Origin of the sequence: Salinispora pacifica CNR114 (assembly GCF_000514775.1) — a bacterium.
In the GTDB taxonomy this organism is placed as follows: Bacteria; Actinomycetota; Actinomycetes; order Mycobacteriales; family Micromonosporaceae; genus Micromonospora; species Micromonospora pacifica.
Genome location: NZ_AZWO01000005.1, coordinates 118,918 through 136,019, shown reverse-complemented (window position 1 = coordinate 136,019; position 17,102 = coordinate 118,918). Strand labels below are relative to the sequence as shown.

At 70.8% G+C, this 17,102-nt stretch carries 16 protein-coding genes and 3 tRNA genes; 5 read left to right on the top strand and 14 right to left on the bottom strand.

What is annotated here, in order from left to right; translation table 11 throughout:
* The first annotated feature begins 23 nt into the window (after positions 1–23).
* Both B118_RS0104120 and B118_RS0104115 read left to right on the top strand, forming a co-directional pair.
* Entirely contained in the window at positions 24–2,381 is a 2,358-nt protein-coding gene (locus B118_RS0104120) for an RNA degradosome polyphosphate kinase (protein WP_027657659.1), read from the top strand.
* 4 nt (positions 2,382–2,385) lie between these two features.
* Positions 2,386–3,255: an NUDIX hydrolase gene (locus B118_RS0104115; protein WP_018810693.1), complete on the top strand. Its 870-nt coding sequence runs from the start codon at positions 2,386–2,388 to the stop codon at positions 3,253–3,255.
* Positions 3,256–3,304: 49 nt separating this feature from the next.
* On the opposite strand, the gene B118_RS29850 is transcribed toward B118_RS0104115, so the two are convergent.
* The 3 genes from B118_RS29850 to leuC form a co-directional block, all read right to left on the bottom strand.
* Positions 3,305–3,997 (bottom strand): HU family DNA-binding protein, encoded by a 693-nt coding sequence (locus B118_RS29850; RefSeq protein WP_026270558.1) that lies wholly within the window; start codon positions 3,995–3,997, stop codon positions 3,305–3,307.
* Between the two features lie 173 nt (positions 3,998–4,170).
* Positions 4,171–4,758: a 3-isopropylmalate dehydratase small subunit gene (gene leuD / locus B118_RS0104105; protein ID WP_018220767.1), complete on the bottom strand. Its 588-nt coding sequence runs from the start codon at positions 4,756–4,758 to the stop codon at positions 4,171–4,173.
* A gap of 15 nt (positions 4,759–4,773) precedes the next feature.
* On the bottom strand, positions 4,774–6,219 hold the full coding sequence (gene leuC / locus B118_RS0104100; protein ID WP_028192407.1) for a 3-isopropylmalate dehydratase large subunit: 1,446 nt from the start codon (positions 6,217–6,219) through the stop codon (positions 4,774–4,776).
* Positions 6,220–6,268: 49 nt separating this feature from the next.
* Between leuC and B118_RS0104095 the strand changes: the two genes are divergently transcribed.
* The gene (locus tag B118_RS0104095) at positions 6,269–6,955 is read left to right on the top strand and encodes an IclR family transcriptional regulator (RefSeq protein WP_018220769.1); all 687 of its coding nucleotides are present in this window, start codon (positions 6,269–6,271) and stop codon (positions 6,953–6,955) included.
* Between the two features lie 68 nt (positions 6,956–7,023).
* On the opposite strand, the gene B118_RS0104090 is transcribed toward B118_RS0104095, so the two are convergent.
* The 4 genes from B118_RS0104090 to B118_RS0104075 all read right to left on the bottom strand — a co-directional run bounded on the left by B118_RS0104090 (position 7,024) and on the right by B118_RS0104075 (position 8,538).
* Positions 7,024–7,096, bottom strand: a tRNA-Glu gene (locus B118_RS0104090).
* A 294-nt stretch (positions 7,097–7,390) separates the two neighbouring features.
* Positions 7,391–7,463, bottom strand: a tRNA-Glu gene (locus B118_RS0104085).
* A gap of 98 nt (positions 7,464–7,561) precedes the next feature.
* A tRNA-Gln gene (locus B118_RS0104080) sits at positions 7,562–7,633 on the bottom strand.
* 101 nt (positions 7,634–7,734) lie between these two features.
* Positions 7,735–8,538 carry a fumarylacetoacetate hydrolase family protein gene (locus B118_RS0104075; RefSeq protein WP_080635139.1) on the bottom strand — a complete coding sequence of 268 codons (804 nt, stop codon included), beginning with the start codon at positions 8,536–8,538 and terminating at the stop codon, positions 7,735–7,737.
* A 164-nt stretch (positions 8,539–8,702) separates the two neighbouring features.
* Here B118_RS0104075 and B118_RS0104070 point away from each other — a divergent pair, with 164 nt between their 5' ends.
* Entirely contained in the window at positions 8,703–10,022 is a 1,320-nt protein-coding gene (locus tag B118_RS0104070) for a hypothetical protein (RefSeq protein ID WP_028192406.1), read from the top strand.
* A 156-nt stretch (positions 10,023–10,178) separates the two neighbouring features.
* Here B118_RS0104070 and B118_RS0104065 read toward each other — a convergent pair whose 3' ends face one another.
* From B118_RS0104065 to B118_RS0104055, 3 genes are all read right to left on the bottom strand, one after another.
* Complete coding sequence (locus B118_RS0104065) at positions 10,179–10,682, bottom strand: hypothetical protein (RefSeq protein WP_018220772.1); 504 nt, start codon at positions 10,680–10,682, stop codon at positions 10,179–10,181.
* A gap of 96 nt (positions 10,683–10,778) precedes the next feature.
* Entirely contained in the window at positions 10,779–11,945 is a 1,167-nt protein-coding gene (locus tag B118_RS0104060) for an FAD-dependent monooxygenase (RefSeq protein WP_018220773.1), read from the bottom strand.
* On the bottom strand, positions 11,942–12,550 hold the full coding sequence (locus tag B118_RS0104055; RefSeq protein WP_028192405.1) for a TetR/AcrR family transcriptional regulator: 609 nt from the start codon (positions 12,548–12,550) through the stop codon (positions 11,942–11,944). The genes B118_RS0104060 and B118_RS0104055 overlap by 4 nt, the downstream gene beginning before the upstream one ends.
* A gap of 192 nt (positions 12,551–12,742) precedes the next feature.
* On the opposite strand from B118_RS0104055, the gene B118_RS0104050 reads away from it, so the two are divergent.
* Entirely contained in the window at positions 12,743–13,624 is an 882-nt protein-coding gene (locus B118_RS0104050; protein ID WP_028192404.1) for a hypothetical protein, read from the top strand.
* A gap of 78 nt (positions 13,625–13,702) precedes the next feature.
* Here the strand turns inward: B118_RS0104050 and arfB are convergent, their stop codons facing one another.
* From arfB to B118_RS0104030, 4 genes are all read right to left on the bottom strand, one after another.
* Positions 13,703–14,128: an alternative ribosome rescue aminoacyl-tRNA hydrolase ArfB gene (gene arfB, locus B118_RS0104045; protein WP_018220777.1), complete on the bottom strand. Its 426-nt coding sequence runs from the start codon at positions 14,126–14,128 to the stop codon at positions 13,703–13,705.
* Between the two features lie 91 nt (positions 14,129–14,219).
* A complete protein-coding gene (locus B118_RS0104040; RefSeq protein ID WP_018220778.1) occupies positions 14,220–15,083 on the bottom strand; it encodes a S1C family serine protease in 864 nt (287 codons plus the stop codon).
* A gap of 52 nt (positions 15,084–15,135) precedes the next feature.
* The gene (locus tag B118_RS0104035) at positions 15,136–16,095 is read right to left on the bottom strand and encodes a VWA domain-containing protein (protein WP_018220779.1); all 960 of its coding nucleotides are present in this window, start codon (positions 16,093–16,095) and stop codon (positions 15,136–15,138) included.
* Positions 16,092–17,078, bottom strand: coding sequence for a DUF58 domain-containing protein (locus tag B118_RS0104030; RefSeq protein WP_018220780.1), 987 nt, complete (start codon positions 17,076–17,078; stop codon positions 16,092–16,094). The genes B118_RS0104035 and B118_RS0104030 overlap by 4 nt, the downstream gene beginning before the upstream one ends.
* Positions 17,079–17,102 lie beyond the last annotated feature (24 nt).

Sequence of the window (17,102 nt, the reverse complement as noted above, 5' to 3'; positions counted from 1 at the left end):
CGGGCTCAGGTCAAGATGGGCGGGTGAGCACCCCTGGCGAGCACCACGCTGACTCCGTCGCCGGCCGACCGGCGGTTCCATCCCACAACGGCTCCCGCCCGCGCGGGGCCAACGGCCGCTTCCTGTCCGCCCGGGGCACCGACACCGCCGACCACCCGGCCGAGCCGACCAGCGCCGCACCGACCGAGCCGACGGACATCGAGCCAGCCAAACCGACAGACGCCGAACCGGCCGACGACGCAGCCGGCCTGGCAGAGGCACTCGACCCGGTGCCGGACCAGCCGGCGCTGCCCGCCGAACCGCCCGCCGCGCAACCGCTGCCGGACGACCGGTTCCTCAACCGCGAGCTCTCCTGGCTGGACTTCAATGCGCGGGTCCTCGCGCTCGCCGAGGACCCGCGCACCCCGCTGCTGGAACGGGCGAAGTTTCTCGCCATCTTCGCCAGCAACCTCGACGAGTTCTACATGGTGCGGGTCGCCGGGCTGAAGCGACGGCTCTCCGCGGGGCTACCGGTCCGCGGTGGCGACCGGATGCCGCTGCGCACCCAGCTCGAGCTGATCGCGGAGAAGACCGCCACCCTGGTTTCCCGGCAGGCTGCCTGCTTCGTCGATGACCTCCTGCCGAAGCTGGCCGCCACCGGCCTGCGCATCCTCCGCTGGGCGGACCTGACCGACGCCGAGCAGACCCGGTTGTACACCTACTTCGGTGAGCACATCTTTCCCGTACTCACCCCGCTCGCGGTTGACCCGGCCCACCCGTTCCCGTACATCTCCGGGCGTTCCCTCAACCTGGCGGTCTCCGTCTGCGCCCCGGACGGCGGACCGGAGCTGTTCGCGCGGGTCAAGGTGCCCAACAACGTACCCCGGTTCGTCCGCGTCCATCGCGACCAGCCGGGCGTCCAGGTGCTGCCGGTCGAGGATCTGATTTCGGTGCACCTGGGCCAGCTCTTCTCCGGCATGCAGGTGGTGGAGTGCCACCTGTTCCGGGTGACCCGCAACGCCGAGGTGGAGGTTGACGAGGACCGGGACGAGGACCTGTTGCAGGCCCTCGAACGGGAGCTCGCCCGGCGTCGATTCGGCCCTTCGGTACGCCTGGAGGTGGCCGCCTCGATCTCCGAACACATGCTGGAGCTCCTCATCCGTGAACTGGACATGGATATCCAGGATGTCCAGCGGGTCAACGGTCTGCTCGACCTGTCGGCGCTGTGGCAGCTCTACGGCGAGGCGGATCGGCCGGACCTGAAGGATCCGCCGTTCGTGCCGGCCACCCACCCACGGCTCGCCGAGGGCGAGGTACCACGCAGTGTCTTCGCCACCCTGCGCGATGGGGACGTGCTGGTACACCACCCGTACCGCTCCTTCGCCACCAGCGTGCAGCGCTTCATCGAGCAGGCCGCCGCTGATCCGAACGTGCTGGCCATCAAGCAGACCCTCTACCGCACCAGCGGTGACTCCCCCATCGTGGACGCCCTGGTGGACGCGGCGGAGGCCGGCAAGCAGGTGGTGGTGCTGGTCGAGTTGAAGGCCCGTTTCGACGAGATCGCCAACATCGGCTGGGCACGCACGCTCGAGCGCGCCGGATGCCACGTCGTCTACGGCCTGGTGGGCCTCAAGACGCACTGCAAGACAGCGCTGGTGGTCCGGCAGGAGGGCAACCAGATCCGCCGCTACTGCCATATCGGCACCGGCAACTACCATCCCAAAACCGCCCGGCTCTACGAGGACTTCGGTTTACTCACCGCCGACCCGGAGGTCGGCGCCGACCTGACCGACCTGTTCAACGTGCTGACCGGCTACAGCCGGCAGACGACGTACCGGCAGCTGCTGGTGGCGCCGCAGGGAATCCGTAGCGGCCTGATCGAACGGATCGAACGGGAGGTCGCCAACGTTCGGCTCGGCCTGTCGGGGCTGGTCCAGTTCAAGGTGAACTCGCTGGTTGACGAGGAGATCACCGACGCGCTCTACCGGGCCTCCCAGGCCGGCGTCCACGTGGACCTGCTGATTCGGGGTATGTGCACGCTCCGCCCCGGGGTTCCGGGCCTGTCGGAGAACATCCGGGTCCGATCGGTGCTCGGCCGGTTCCTGGAGCATTCGCGGATCTTCCGGTTCGGCAACGACGGCGACGCCGAGTTCTGGATGGGCTCGGCCGATCTGATGCACCGCAACCTGGACCGGCGGGTCGAAGCACTGGTCCGGGTCACCGACCCGGTAGCCCGAGCCGAGCTGGATCACGTGCTGACCGCCGCGTTCAGCCCCGACGTGGAGGCGTTCGAGCTGGACGCGGAGGGCAGCTGGCACCGGCGCGTGGGCAGCGGGGACGCCCCCCGGGCGCACCTGCAGGACCTGCTGTTACGCCGAGTTGGCGGCACGGCCGTACGCTAGCCAGATGGCGAGCGGGATCCGAGCGGCCGGCGGACTCCTCTGGCGGCCGGTCCGGGGCGGTGTCGAGGTCTGCCTGGTGCACCGCCCCCGCTACGCCGACTGGTCCCTGCCGAAGGGAAAGCTCGGGCCGGGCGAGCACCCGCTCCAAGCCGCCCTCCGGGAGGTCGCCGAGGAGACCGGCGCACGGGCAGTGCCGCAGGCCCGGCTGCCGAGGGTGCGCTACCGCAGCCAGGGCCGGCCGAAGGTGGTCGACTACTGGTCGATGCGGGCGGTCGCGGCCGGTGGCCTTCCGGCCGACGACGAGGTTGACGAGGTGCGCTGGCTCGCGGTGGACCAAGCGGTGCGGTTGGTCAGTTACCCGCACGACGCGGCGGTGGTCCGCGCGTTCGCAGCCCTGCCACCGGTCACCGCGACAGTCATGTTGGTGCGGCCCGCGCACGCGGTTGGGCGGAGCAGTTGGGCCGGCTCCCAGGGCGGCCGGCCGCTCTCCGTTGCCGGCTGGGCCCAGGCCCGACGGCTGGCGCCGCTGGTGGCCGTGGTTGCACCGGTACGACTGCTCGCCGCGTCGGCCCGGCGCTGCGTCCAGACTCTCAGCCCGGTGGCGGACCTGCTCGACCTGCCCGTTGAGGTGGCCGAAGAGCTGGACGAGCCGCGGGCGGGCCAGAGCCAGGACGAGTGCGCGTTGGCCGCTGCCGCCCGCCTGGCCGCCTTCGGCGCCGCCGGTACGTCGGCGGTGGTGTGTAGCCAGCGCCCGATGATTTCCGGGGCGCTGGAGCGCCTCTCCGGCCGCTGCGTGGACTTCACCGCCGCGCATGCAGGTGGTTGGCTGCTCGCCTTTGCCGGCACGACTCTCATCGCCACCGACCCCTTGTAACGCATCGGGGGCGCCCACCGTGCTGGTGGACGCCCCCGACGGTGTCGGCTCAGCGGGTGGTCGCCCGCTTCGCCGGCGCCTTCCGCGCGGTGGCCTTCGTGGCCGCCGCGCTCTTCCGAGCCGCCGTGGACTTCGTGGCGGGCGCCGCCTTCTTCGTCGCGGACTTCCGCGCCACGGTGGCCCTCGTCGCGGTGGCGCGCTTCGCCGGGGTGGCCTTGGCCGCGGCGGTCTTCTTCGCCGCGGTCTTCTTCGCCGGGGTGGCCTTGGCCGCCGCGGTCTTCTTCGCCGGAGTGGCCTTGGCCGCGGCGGTCTTCTTCGCCGCGGTGGCCTTCGCGGCAGTCGTCTTCTTGGCGGCGGTGGTCTTCGTCGCCTTCGCCGCGGTGGTCTTCTTGGCCGCGGCGCCGGTGCTCCTGGCCCCGGTCGCCTTGGCGGCGGTGGTCTTCTTCGCCGCCGTGGCCTTCGGCACCTTGCCGCTGGCCACCATCTCCTTGAACCCGGTACCCGGGCGGAACGTCGGGACGGAGGTCTTCTTGACCTTCACCGCCTCGCCGGTCCGTGGATTGCGCGCTGTTCGGGCGCCCCGGACACGCTTCTCGAACGCTCCGAAGCCGGTGATCGATACCTTTTCACCCTTGGTAACCGCCGCCTGGACCTCAGTGAGGACCGCGTCGAGCGCGGCCGTCGCCGTCTTCCGGTCCCCCAGGCGAACGGCGAGCGTCTCGATAAGCTCGGCCTTGTTCACGACTTCCTCCCGATTGTGCAACTGACTCGACGCGAGCCATTCTGCGCGCACGTTATGCCCTGTGCTGGCGCTACACAAACATTCGACAGAAAAAGACCCTTGTGTCGCAACAGATTCGCCCCCACCAGCGACGCCGGTGGGGGCGACTTTCCCTCGCGGGGCGGGGCAGGCGGCTATGTGATGGTGGGTAGGAACGGCTGCCGAGACGCCTCGAAGGCACCGATCAGGGGTTCATGCCGAAGCGTGAGTCCAATGTCGTCCATGCCCTCCATCAGCCGCCAGCGGCTGAAGTCGTCCAGCGGGAACGCCCAGGTCGCATCCGCGACCTGGACCTGGCGGGCGGTGAGGTCGACGGTGATCGGCATGCTGGGATCGGCCTCGACGCGATCCCAGATCTCTTCGACCACTTCCAGTTCCAACTCAACCGGCAGTAGCCCGCCCTTGAGTGCGTTGCCCCGGAAGATGTCACCGAAGCGCGGGGCCAGCACGACCCGGAACCCCCAGTCCCGCAAGGCCCAGACGGCATGCTCTCGGGACGAGCCGGTGCCAAACTCGGGACCAGCAACAAGAATCGAGGCGCCAGAAAATGATTCATTATTGAGGACGAACGCCTGATCCTCCCGCCAGGCACTGAACAAGGCGTCCGCGAAACCCGTTCGCGTTACTCGCTTCAGGTGCACGGCCGGAATGATCTGGTCGGTATCCACATTCGAATGACGTAGTGGCACGGCGGTGCCGGTGTGGATGGTGAACTTCTCCATCAGCGGTGTCCCTTGCTACAGATCGGCGGGGGCAGCCAGCCGGCCCGCCACCGCGGTGGCCGCGGCGACCGGCGGGGAGACCAGGTGGGTGCGCCCACCCCGGCCCTGGCGGCCCTCGAAGTTACGGTTCGAGGTCGAGGCGGCGCGCTGGCCCGACCGGAGCGTGTCCGGGTTCATCCCCAGACACATCGAGCAGCCCGCGAAACGCCACTCAGCACCGGCTTCGGCGAAGACCTTGTCCAGCCCCTCCGCCTCGGCGCTCTCCCGCACCGCGGCGGAGCCCGGCACGACGAGCATCCGCACGCCCGGGGCCACCCGGCGCCCGCGCAACACGTCGGCAGCCACCCGCAGGTCCTCAATCCGGCCATTGGTGCAGGAGCCGACGAAGACCACGTCAACGGTGAGATCCCGCAGCGGGGTGCCCACGGCGAGGTCCATGTACTCCAGCGCCCGACGGGCGGCGGCCCGCTCCGGCTCGGTGGCGAACTCCTCCGGATTCGGCACCCGCGCGTCCAGCGACGCGCCCTGCCCCGGGTTGGTGCCCCAGGTCACAAACGGCGTGACCCGGCTCGCGTCCAGGGTCACCTCGGAGTCGAACGTCGCACCCGCGTCGGTGGGTAGCGTCCGCCAGTACGCGACCGCCGCCTCCCAGTCGGCGCCGGACGGAGCGTTGGGCCGTCCCCGGAGGTAGTCGAACGTCGTCTCGTCCGGGGCGATCAGCCCCGCCTTGGCGCCCCACTCGATGGACATGTTGGCGACGGTCATCCGCCCCTCCATGGACAGCTTCCGGATCGCCTCGCCTCGATACTCCACCACATGCCCACGGCCACCACCCGTACCGACCTGGGCGATCAGGGCGAGCACCAGGTCTTTCGCGGTAACACCCGGTGCGAGGTCACCGACGACGTTCACCGCCATCGTCTTCGGTCGGGCCTGCGGCAGCGTCTGGGTGGCGAGCACGTGCTCGACCTCACTGGTGCCGATTCCGAAGGCCAGCGCACCGAAGGCCCCGTGGGTGGCGGTGTGCGAGTCACCGCAGACGATCGTCATCCCGGGTTGGGTCAGGCCCAACTGCGGGCCGATGACGTGGACGATTCCCTGGTTCCGATCGCCCAACGGATGCAGCCGCACCCCGAACTCGGCGCAGTTGCGACGCAGCGTCTCGATCTGCGTCCGAGAGGTGGGATCGGTGATTGTCAACAGGTCGCCGCGGCGGAGTTGGTACGACGGGTCCGCGTACCCGGTGGGGGTGTTGTGATCCTCGGTCGCGATCGTCAGGTCGGGACGGCGGATCCGGCGACCGGCGAGGCGCAGCCCGTCGAAGGCTTGTGGGCTGGTCACCTCGTGGAGCAGGTGCAGGTCGATGAAGAGCAGGTCGGGCTCGCCCTCGGCGGATCGGACGACGTGCGAGGCCCAGACCTTCTCGGCCAGGGTCCTCGGCTCTGGAGTGACTCCCACCATCTGGACATCCTAAATTCTGGGAGGTATGTTTCGGCTTGTGGGACACAGTATGAGCGGTGTCGGCGTTCTCGACAAGGCGGTGGTCATCCTGGCTGCCTGCGTGGACGGCGCCAGCCTGGCCGAACTCGTTGAACGCACGAAGCTGCCCCGGGCAACCGCACACCGGTTGGCGCAGGCATTGGAGATCCACCGAATGTTGGTACGCGACACCCAGGGACGGTGGCGCCCCGGTCCCCGCCTGGGTGAACTGGCCAACGCCGCACCCGACGTGCTGCTGACCGCGGCCGAGCCCCTGCTCAGCGCGCTCCGGGACGCCACCGGGGAGAGCGCGCAGCTCTACCTACGCCGGGCCGACGAGCGGGTCTGCGTAGCCGCCGCCGAGCGGGCCAGCGGCCTGCGGGACACCGTGCCGATCGGCTCGGTGCTACCCATGACCGCCGGCTCCGCGGCGCAGATCCTGCTGGCCTGGGAGCCACCGGAGGCGGTCATGCCGCTCCTGCCCCGCTCGAAGTTCACCGGTCGAGCGCTCGCCGAGGTTCGGCGCCGCGGTTGGGCGCAGAGCGTGGCGGAACGGGAAGCGGGAGTGGCGAGCGTCTCCGCGCCGATCCGGGATCGCACCGGACGAGTCATCGCCGCGGTCAGCGTCAGCGGCCCCATCGAACGGCTCGGCCGCCGGCCCGGTGAACGCCACGCGATGGCGGTCGTCCGAGCCGGCCAGCGGCTCTCCGGCCTGTAGCCCGCCGACCCGGTGACCGAAGCCACCAGGCCCGTCTCGCATCGCGAGACGGGCCTGGTGGCAATGTGTAGCCCCGACCGGATTCGAACCGGCGCTACCGCCTTGAGAGGGCGGCGTCCTGGGCCGCTAGACGACGGGGCCAGGAAATTTCCCGAATGACCGCCCGGCTGAGCGGCACGAGGATAGTCTACCGGCACCGGCCGGACGCCCCACCGCCGGGGGCAGGACCACCCATGCCCGGGGGCAGCCGTCCCGGCCGGGACGGTGCTCACCCACGCCGGGCAACACCGCCGGTGCGGGACGAACCCGTTCGGGATACCGGGAGCGAACCCGGCCCGGGTGCAGGGGCGAACCCGGTCCGAGGGCGATCGGTTAACCCGGTCTGGGAAGAGGGAAAGCCCGCCCCGACAACGGGACGGGCTCACACCACCTCTGTAGCCCCGACCGGATTCGAACCGGCGCTACCGCCTTGAGAGGGCGGCGTCCTGGGCCGCTAGACGACGGGGCCAGAACCTAATGCTTCCCACCCAGCGGGTGGGAAGCAATCCACCAGAGGCAAACCTCCGCTGGAACCAGCGATCCCGACTCAACCGAGTCGAGACAGCGCTGGGGTACCAGGACTCGAACCTAGACTAACTGAACCAGAATCAGTCGGGCTGCCAATTACCCCATACCCCATCGGCGCCTCGCAGCGCCGGGCACAAACATTACCCTCCTCCCGCCGCAGGGCCAAATCGCCCCCGACAGAACGTCCTTGAGCTGCAGAAACCTCGCACGGATCAGCTGGCCGGCAGCACCGGGTTCGTCAGCTCACCGACCCCTTCGATCCGCACGGTGACCGTATCCCCGTCCACCAGCGGACTAACCCCGGCCGGCGTGCCGGTCAGGATCACATCACCGGGAAGCAGCGTCATCACATGTGAGACGTACGACACCAGGGCCGGCACGTCGAAGACCATGTCCCGGGTCCGGCCCAGTTGGCGAACCTCCATCTCCTCCGGATCGCGACCCACCTCACACCGGATCTCCAGATCGGCGACGTCAAGGCCGGTGGTGATCCAGGGACCGATCGGGCAGAACGAGTCGAAGCCCTTGGCCCGGGTCCACTGCCCGTCCGCCCGTTGCAGGTCCCGCGCGGTGACATCGTTGGCGCAGGTGTAGCCGAAGACCGCGCGGGCAGCAGCGGCCCGATCGGCCCGCCGGGCACCGGGAGCCCCGATCACCACGGCCAACTCGGCCTCATGCTCGACCTGCTTCGACAGCGCCGGCAGCCGGATCGCGTCCCGCGGCCCAATCACCGAGGTGGACGGCTTGAGAAAGAGCAGCGGCTCCTGGGGCACCTCGGCACCGTGCTCCGCCGCGTGCTCGGCGTAGTTACGGCCGACGCAGACAACTTTGCTCGGCAGGATCGGCGAGAGCAGCCGGACGTCGGAGAGGGCCCACCGGGCGCCGGAGAAGGCGATCCGTCCGAACGGATGCCCCTCGACCTCAGCGACGGTCAGCCCCTGCGGACCCGCCTCCGGCTCCCCCTCGACGACTCCGAACGACATTCCCTTGGTATGAGCGAAACGAGCGATACGCACCGGGACAATCTATCCCCGGCCTGGTGCACGGGCACAGCCGCAGGTCGGATGCCGCGTGGCGCGCCGCGCACCCTACGCCATCACCACCCGCCGGGGGCCGGCTTCGCCACTTCCTACCGCCCGGCGTGACACCGCCCTAACGTCGGCTCCGGAGGTTCGTTCGTATGCCTGCATCGACACGACACCACAGGGCCCTCGCAGTGTTCGTCTACTGCCTCGGCATCCTCGCCGCCGTGCCGGCGCTACCCGGCCCGGCCGCCGCACAGCCACCGGCCGCCCGACCGCCGGCCCCGCACGCGGCAGCCACGGCGCCGGCCGGCCAGCCATCCGCGGAGCCCTCCGCGGGGCCGGGCCGGCCATCCGCGCCGCCGGCGCTGCCGAGCCCAACCCGGGCGGCGGTCCCACCACCGAAGCCGCCGGTCACCGTACAGGTCGCGCCGGAGAGCACCGCCGCGCCGAGGTACCGGATCCAGGTCCGCAACGACGGGAACCGCCCGATCTCCACCACCGTCCGGCAGGAGCTCCCACCGGGCGCCTCGGCGACCTCGATCACCGACGGCGGCCGACCCAGCCACCACGGCGGTTCGGCCGGAACAGAGGTCACCTGGGAGCTGCGGCTGCCAGCCCGAAGTACCACCACGCTCCGTACCGAGCTCTCCGCGCCACCGGGTGCGCCCCTGACCGCGCCCGCCTGCGCCTTCGCCGCCGGCGGCGAACGCCCGTACGACTGCGCGACCGCGACCTGGCAGTCCCCGTCAACACCCGCGGCGGCCGAGCCGGAACCACCGGTGTGGCAGCGGCCAGCTGCACTGCTCACCGGCCTCGGTGGGCTCGCCGCGCTCGCCGTCGGCGGCTGGTGGACCTGGCAGCGACGGCGGCGCCCAACGCAGGTCCCGCCACCGCACCCGGAAGGTCGCGGAAGTGTCTATCCGCGACCGGCGGCACCGACCGCTCTGACCCGCCGCCGCCGGCCCTCGACCTGGCTGCTCATCCCGGTCGCCGCGGTGGTACTGGCCGGCACCGGGGGCGCAGCGGCCTGGACGGCCACCCGGAAGGCCGCTGCCGTCGACACCGACTCCGATCCCAGCAGCGGCGCCTGGATCGGCACCGCAGCCGCAGGGGCGATCGGAGAGCCGCTCCGCGAGACGGCGTTCGAGTTCACTGTCTACCGGATCAGCTGCCAGCGGGCCTCGGCGGCACATACCTGCGCCGCGACCGTCGGGGTCCACAACCGCACCCCGGAACAGCAGAGCTGGCACGGTCAGCTCCAGCGGGCATACCTCGCCGACGGTAACTTCGTCAACACCGACGAGCCGGCGACCCGCCGGGTGAACCAGGGCCGGGACGTGTTCGCCAAGCCACTGGCCGGCGGCAGCCGAATGGTCCTCCCGTTGGTCTTCCGCGTGCCCGGCCAGCAGCCACCGACCCGACTCGAGCTACGCAGTGGGGTGTTCTCCGCCGGCGTCCGGGTGGACGTGCCCTGACCCGCTACCCGACAGTGGCCGTGGGTTCACGGGACCGTTCGGCTGCACCACCCGCCGGGCGCGTTCCGTGCCTGCCATGATCAGTTCGTCGACTCGGCCCCGGTCCGCCTCGTGGCGGGCACGCCGCGCACGCACGGGGTCGAGGAGGACATTCGGTCAGTCGGCCGCCGCCGACGGCTCCGGCAGGTACGCCTCGTACTTCTTTTTGATCAACGAGTTGTAGACCAACCCCCAGACCCGGGTACCGCGGAAGGTCCAGACCCTGCCCGCCCTGACGTCCACGATGGCGGGCTGGGTCAGGACCGCAAAGCCGGCCCGTTTCAGCCGGTACGCCTTCTGGGTCAGCGCCGTCGCGGCGGGATCCGCCGCCTCGGTCACGAGCACCGGCAGCACAATGATGCCCGACTGCACGCCGAGCCATCGGCCCTTTCGTTCCAGTCCCAGCCCTACCACGTTGCTGACAAAGGACCGTAGATCTTCCTCGACAACCCGATTCGTACTCGTGACGACCGTGAAGAAGTGAATCCTGGTCAACGCCCGAAACTGAGCCCGGTAACCGACCACCACGGAGTCAGCACCGAGGCGCTCATCGGTCACCGCGCACCCGTCGGCCACCAGTCGTTGCCGAACTATCTCCACGTAGTCTGCTGGCGCTACCATTTCGCATCGCCCCCCTCGTTCCGCACCACCGACCGAGCATAGAAGGTTGACACCCGCCGGACCGATGACCGCCGCACTTCGCCGAACCCGCAGTTCCTACCTCGCGAGTTCGGCAATGTTCCGGTGGTTCTTCGGGAACAGGGTGCCGACCAAAAGCCGATCGAGGCCCGGCACGCGCATCGCCCGGAATCCCCAGCGCCGTGCCAGAAGCTTGACTGACGACGTCGGCAGGAACCACTCGGTGACCCGATCTCGGGCTGCCTGCTGCGTGGCGCGGATGACTGGCCTCCAGCGACGCTCGTAATCGGCCAGTCCCTCTGGGACCGACCCGGCGGCTTGCAGCCGTTCGGCCAGCAGGTAGGCGCCGGCGATCCCCAGTGAGGCGCCCTGCCCGGCGATCAGGGACACCGCGTACGCGGCGTCACCGACCAACGCGACCCGCCCATCGGTCCAGCGCGCGGCGTCGACCTGGGCGACCTGGTCGTAGTAGACCGCCTCCGGCGGGGGGCAGTTGGCCACGGCTCGCTCCACCAGGTCACCCATGCCGGTGTAGGTACGACACAGCACCTCGCGTGGGTCCTCGGGTAGGCCGGCGTCATCCCTTCGGTGCAGGGCGAACACCGCGACCCGCCCACCGGCGAGCCCGTAGAGACCCAGTTGACGGTTGAGGGTTTCGGTAAGCACGAACTGACCCCGAACCCGCTCGAACACCACGGGGTCCTCGAAGACGTACGCCGCGGTATGCATGCCGAGGTAACGGAGGTAGTTGCGCTCGGGCCCGAAGACGAGCGAGCGGACGTGGGAGTGAATACCGTCTGCCCCCACGATCACGTCCGCCTCGACTGTAGTGCCGTCGGAGAGCTCTGCCCGGTCACCGCGGATCCGGTCGATCGTGACGCCATAGCGAATCTCAACCTGGTCGTTGAGCGACTCGCGGAGCATGCGTTCGAGGGCAGGCCGCATTATGCTGGCGACTTCGCCGTCGAGCGCCCGGGCCAAGAACGTGTAGTCGACGCGGACAGTCGTCCGGCCCCGGGAGTCGATGTAGCGGAAGGAATCGACCGAACTGGCGAACCTCCGCAGGTTCGGCCGCAGTCCCATCGCCGTCAGCGCCTCGTATCCCGGACCGAAGAAGTCAATCATGTACCCCTGTTCGCGGGGCCCGGGAGCGTGGTCGACGATCTGCACCTCCCAACCGTGGTGGTGCAGGCGGTGGGCGAGGGCCAGCCCGGCGATGCCGGCGCCGCAGATAAAGGCTTTCATCGCTGTTCTCCATCCTCTTCGGTGTTGGTGTTTCGAACCTCTTCGGTGTCGGTGATGCGGCGCAGTAACGGGGCGATGTGCTCCGCGGACAGACCCTGGTCGAGGCCCTTGTGCAGGACGAAGCCGTCGAAAAGTGCCATCACCATGCTCGCGGCGGCTTGCGGTCTGGGGTGTCCGGAGCGGGTGAGCGCTTCGGTCAACGCGCACCGAAAGTCGGCGACCAGTGCGCTCATCCCCCGGCGCAGTTCGTGGTCACGGGTGGCGGCGAGGTAGGTCTCGACGAAGAGCAGTGACGCCGGGTCGGCACCGTTGTACTGGTCGAGGTCGAACAACATCCGCTCGACGCCGTCGCTCGGGCTCGTGGCTTCGGCAAGGAGCGCGCTGGTGCCGTCGAGCATCCGTTGGACCTCAGCCAGGGCGGCATGGCGCAGCAGTGCCTGCAACGAGTCGAAGTGGTAGTGCACCAGCCCGGAACGGACGCCGGCCCGCTCAGCGAGCGTCCGGGTACTGACGGCGTTCCAACCGAGCTCGCCGATCAGCTCCCGGGCGGCCGCCAACAGGCGCGCTCGGGCGCTCCGACCCCGTTCGATGCTGGTCTCACCCACGATGGCCTCCTTGGGCGATCGCCTTGGACGTTTGACCAAATACTATCCGTGGCGCGCTGGGGCAGCAACCCTCGCCGCCCCAGCAACCGGCTTCGTAGCGCAGCCTGGCCCGGTAGCGGCAGCGGGCGGCGGGGCCGCACCACGGGTAGACACACCCGGACCCCACAGCGGGGACGGCCGTACCCTGGGCAGGTGACAGCCGCCCTCCCCGCACTCGGCACCGTGCTCGAATCGGCGACCTGGCAGGCCCGACGCCGGGCACACCAAGAGCGGATCGATGCATGGCTGGCCCCACACCTGGCCCGCCGCCACCGGGGCGAGAAGCATCCGGTGCAGGACTTCCTCTTCACCTACTACTCGTACCGGCCGGCCCGACTCCGCCGCTGGCATCCCGGCGCGGGGGTGGTGCTGCGCGACGCGGACCCGGCCGACTTCGGGCCGGACTACCGCTCCAGCGCCGCCGGCGCCACCCTCGACACCCCGGCGGTACGCGCCCGACGAGCCGAATCGATCACCTGGATCCGGACCTTGTTGGCGGCCACGGCCAGCCGACCGGCACAGTTCGGCTGCTTCGGCATGCACGAGTGGGCGATGGTCTACCGGCAGACCCAGGACGAGATCCGGCACAACGCCTGGCCGCTGCGGATGAGCCCGGCGCAGGTCGCCACAGTCGTCGAGGAGCGGGGAGTGCGGTGCAGCCACTTCGACGCGTACCGCTTCTTCACCGCGCCGGCCCGACCGCTGAACCTCCTCCAGCCGACCCGGGACAGCCAGCACGACCTGGAGCAGCCCGGATGCCTGCACGCCAACATGGATCTCTACAAGTGGGCGTACAAACTCTCCCCGCTGGTTCCGTCCGAGCTGGTGGCGGAGTGCTTCGAGTTGGCGGGGCAGATCCGCACCCTCGACATGCGCGCCTCGCCGTACGACCTGGCTGCCCTGGGCTACCCCCCGGTTGCGGTCGAGACCCCACCGGGACGGGTGGAGTACGCGGCCGCCCAGCGCGGTTTCGCCGAACGGGCCGCCCGGCTGCGCACCCGGCTACTCGACGCGATTGACCGGTGCGACACGTAGTGACAGCTGTGCTAACTTAACCGCCGCCGTGCCTGACCACTGCCTGCCGCCGCCCACTGGCCGACCCGGCTGATCCGATCAGTCGCCGTCTACGCGGCGGTCCCGCTTGCGCTGGGACCGCCGCTTCTTCTCGGCCAGTCGACGCTCCTTGGCGGCGCGGGAGGGCCGGGTCGGGCGACGACGCTTCGGCGGCGGTGCGATCGCCGCGCGGAGCAGCGCGGCCATCCGTTCCCGGGCGGCCTCCCGGTTGGCGAGTTGGGCGCGGTGCTCGCTGGCGGTCACGGTGAGGACGCCGTTGACGAGTCGCCCGGCGAGGCGGTCGAGGGCCCGGGCGCGCAGCGGCTCCGGGAGCCCCGGTGAGGCGGCCAGATCGAAGCTCAACTCCACTCGGGAGTCGGTCGTGTTGACCCCCTGGCCGCCGGGCCCGGACGACCGGGAGAAGCGTTCCCGCAGCTCGGCCTCGGGCACCACCCACCGATCGTGCACCCGCAGCCCACTGTCCACGCTTCCGAGGCTAGCGCCTGGGCCCCGGGGTGCACCGGGCAGGCGGGTAGGCCGGGCAGGCGGAGTCGTTCCGGGTCTGGCTCCGCAGACCTCAGCCCCCCTTACCGATGATCGTGTCGGCGGTCTGCTGAACCTGGTCGATCGGGATGGCGAACCCGATCCCGATCGAGCCGTTGCCGTCGATCGTGGCGATCGCCGTGTTCACCCCGACCACCTCACCGCGCGCGTTCACCAGCGGCCCGCCGGAGTTCCCCGGGTTGATCGAGGCGTCGGTCTGCACCGCTGTGTGCCGGTTGTCACCGAGGCGCACCTGCCGGTCCACGGCGCTCACGATGCCGGCGGTCACTGTGCCGGCGAGGCCCAGGGGCGAGCCCACCGCCAGCACCGGCTCACCGACCCGGGTCGTCCCCGGCTTGGCCAGCGGCAACGCCGTCAGACCCGCGGACGACGGTATCCGCAACACCGCGAGGTCACTGCCGGGCTCCCGGCCCGCCACCTCGGCGGCGAACCGTCGCCCGTCCGGCAACTCCACCATCACCGAACCAGTTCCCCCCTTCGCCAGGATGTGGTCATTGGTGATGATGTGCTGCTCGTCGTCGACGGCGAAGCCGGAGCCGGTCGCGGAGGCGCCGTCGGCGCCAGCGGCCAGCACCGAGACCACCCCCGGGACGGTCTGCTCGGCGGCGGTCACCAGCTCCGCCGGGACCGGCGCGGCCGAGGCGGAAGCCGCCCCGGGCGGCCCGTCCTGGCTCGCCACCAGGCCACCGGCCGCGGCCCCGGAGACACTGGAGATGGCCACCAGCGCCAACCCGAGCAACAGCCGGTGCTGCCAGCGGCGCGCCCCGCCCGCCCGGGCCGAGCCGGAATCGTCTGGCCAGGGCCGCCCTTCCGGGCCCAGCTCGGGCGAGATGAACCAGGGGCCACGCGGTTCGCCCAGCCCGCTCTGCACTGCCATACCCACGCTCCTCGTGTCGATCGGCCACCTGCACCCCAGCCACCCGGCGGGCTCAGGGCAGGCGGGAGAACCAACGCATTGAGCCGGCCGCCGCTCCCAGCGCGAAGACCAGGCTGAGGCCGATGAACCGGGCTGAAACGTCCTGTCGCTTGGTGCGGTACCCCACCGAGCTGCCGATGTCGTCGTATACCGCGCGCAACTCCTCGACGCTGACCGCCTCGTGGAACTGTCCGCCGGTCTCCCGGGCGACCGCGTCGAGGGTCTGCCCGTCCACCGGAACCTGAATCGGCCGGCCGCCCCGGTCCACATAGCCGGAGGCGGTGCCGAAAGCGATGGTGTGTACGGGGACCTCCATCTCCACCGCGTCGGCCGCCGCCTCCATCGGATCCATGCCGGAGGTGTTGGCCCCGTCGGAGAGCAGCACGATCCGGGCCGGCGGCGGGTCCGTCGCCGCCTCCCCGTCCAGCGCCTTCACCGCTCCGAGCGAGGTGTTGATCGCTTCTCCGATCGCGGTGCCCTGCACTCCCGTCGCCCCCTCAAGCAGCCGATCGATCCCCTCGTCCAGCGCCTCCCGGTCGGTATCCGGCGGCACCAGGACAGCGGCGCTGCCGGCGAAGGCGACCAGGCCCACGTTGAACTCGTCGGGAAGACCGCCCACGAAGCGCCGGGCCGACTCCTTGGCGGCGGTGAGCCGGTCCGGCTCCACGTCCCCGGCGAGCATCGAGGTGGAGACATCCACCGCCACCATCACGGTCGCCCGTTCCCGGGGAACCCGCACCTCGGCGGTGGGTCGAGCAAAGCCGACCACCAGCAACGCCAGCATCGCCAGGAAGAGCCCGGCTGGCACGTGCCGGCGCCAGGCCGGTCGCTGTGGTGCCACCCGGTCCAGCAGCCGCAGGTTCGTGAACCGCACCGCGTACCCGCTCCGGCGGCGCTGTAGCAGGACATAGCCGGCGGCCAGTCCGAGCACGGCGAGCAGCAGCCACAGCCGGGTCGGCGAGAGCCAGATCACCCGCCACCTCCCCTCCCGGCGGGGACCGGGACGGTCGCCAGCCGGCGTTGTTGGTGCACGTGCCGCACGATGTCGGCGACCCAGTCCCGGTCGGTCCGCAGCGGCAGGTGCGCCGCACCGCCACGACGTAGCGCCTGGCGTACCTGGTCCCGCTGGGCGGCAGCCGCCGCGGCGTACCGCTGGCGCAGCCGGGGGTCGCCGGTCCAGACCTCCCGCCGCCGGCCGCTCTCCGGGTCCACCAGGGTGACCAGGCCAACGTCGGGCAGCTCCCACTCCCGCGGGTCGGTTACCTCCACGGCGAGCACCTGGTGCCGAACGGCGAGCCGCCGCAGGAGCTGTTCCCAGGGGGCGGGCCGCCCGGGCGATTCAGGCAGGCCATCCAGGAAGTCCGAGATCACCACCACGAGCCCGCGGCGGGTCGCCACCCGGCGGACACCGTCCAGCGCGGTGGCCAGGTCGGGGGGCGCGAGCGGTGCGGTGTCCCGGTCGTACCCGCCGTGCCGGGGAGCGGCCAACAGCATTCGAAGCAACCCGAAGAGATGGGTACGGCCGCTGCCGGGGGCGTGGCGGCGGAGCCCGGTCGGGGTGAGCACCGACGCGCCGAGCCGGTTACCCACTCCGGCGGTGAGGAAGCCCACCGCCGCGACGGCGGCGACCGCGAGTTCCCGCTTGTCCAGCTCAGCCGTGCCGTACTCCATGCTGACGCTGGCGTCTACCAGGAGCCAGGTGGTGAGTTCCCGGTCGGCGTCGAGCTGACGCACGTGCGGCACGGTGGTCCGCGCGGTCACCGCCCAGTCCATCCGGCGGACCTCGTCCTCACCGGGCCGGTACTCCCGGCTGCCGGCCGGTTCGCTGCCCGGCCCGGGGAGCAGCCCTTGGTATCGGCCGTGCAGCAGGCCGTCGAGCCGCCGGGTCACGGCCAGCTCAAGCCGGCGGAGCCGCCGGTCCCCGGCCAGGTCGGCCAGGCCGGGGTCCGGCGACACCGGGCCAGCGGGCCGACCGCGCCA